Origin of the sequence: Nocardia rhamnosiphila NBRC 108938 (assembly GCF_000720425.1) — a bacterium.
In the GTDB taxonomy this organism is placed as follows: domain Bacteria; phylum Actinomycetota; class Actinomycetes; order Mycobacteriales; family Mycobacteriaceae; genus Nocardia; species Nocardia rhamnosiphila.
Map to the genome: position 1 here is coordinate 1 of NZ_JOAJ01000043.1, position 1,099 is coordinate 1,099.

The 1,099-nt window shown below is 63.9% G+C and carries 1 protein-coding gene; it reads right to left on the bottom strand.

Going from position 1 to position 1,099, the window contains the following annotated elements; translation table 11 throughout:
- A partial coding sequence (locus IG75_RS0135565; RefSeq protein WP_345769826.1) for an AMP-binding protein occupies nucleotides 1-1,083 on the bottom strand: 1,083 nt, incomplete at its 3' end.
- Nucleotides 1,084-1,099 lie beyond the last annotated feature (16 nt).

A 1,099-nucleotide genomic window follows, 5' to 3' on the forward strand; every position in this document is an offset into this window, starting at 1 on the left:
GCCCAGCGGGTACTGCGCAAGCATCCACGCGACCTGATTCGCGATCGCCGAATGCGGAACCGCCACACCCTTCGGACGACCCGTCGAACCCGACGTGAAAATCACATACGCGGTATTCGACGGACGCACCGGCGCTACACGGTCGGCATCGGTCACCTCGCCGTCGGCATACCCGGACACATCCAAAGCGTCCAACTCGAGCACCGGCACACCGGTGTCCTCCGGCACTGCCATCGCATCAACAGTGGAGGTCAACACACACAACGGCGCCGCGGTATCGAGGATGTAACCGATCCGCTCCGCCGGATGCGCGGGATCCAACGGCACATAAGCACCACCGGCCGCGGCGACGGCATACATCCCGACGACCAGATCGATCGACCGCGAAACCAGCAACCCGACCAGTGTCTCCGGGCCCACACCCTGCGCGATCAGATGCCGCGCCAGCCGGTTCACCCGACCGGCGAACTCGCCGTAGGACAGACTTGTCCCCTCGAACGAAACCGCCACTCGCTCGGGATGCGCCGCGGCAGCGGCATTGAACCCGTCCAGCAGCAGCCCTTCCGGGAGCGCATGCTCGGTCGCGTTCCACTCCGCCAGCACCTGGTCACGCTCGACGGCAGCGAGAATCTCCAGATCACCGACAGCGGTCTCGGGGGCCTCGACGATCTCGCGCAGCAACCGCACGAACCGGTCCACGAATCCCTGGACGGTGGCATGATCGAACAGAGCGCTGGCATAGGTCAGATAACCGGCCAAACCCTCCGGTTCGCCGGTGAGGTCATAGGAATCATTGACTATCAGGTTCAGGTCGAACTGCGAGATCTCGGTATCGATTTCGACACCCGACACCGTCAGACCCGGCAACTCCAGGCTCGACTCCGCCAGATTCTGGAAGGTCAGCCCCACCTGGAACAACGGGTGCCGCGCGGTCGACCGCGCCGGGTTGAGTACCTCCACCAGCCGCTCGAACGGCACATCCGCATGCGCGAACGCCGCAATATCGGTTTCCCGCTGACGGGACAACAAACCGGCGAACGACTCGCCACGATCCAGCTGCGTCCGGAACACCAACGTGTTCACGAACATACCGATCAGA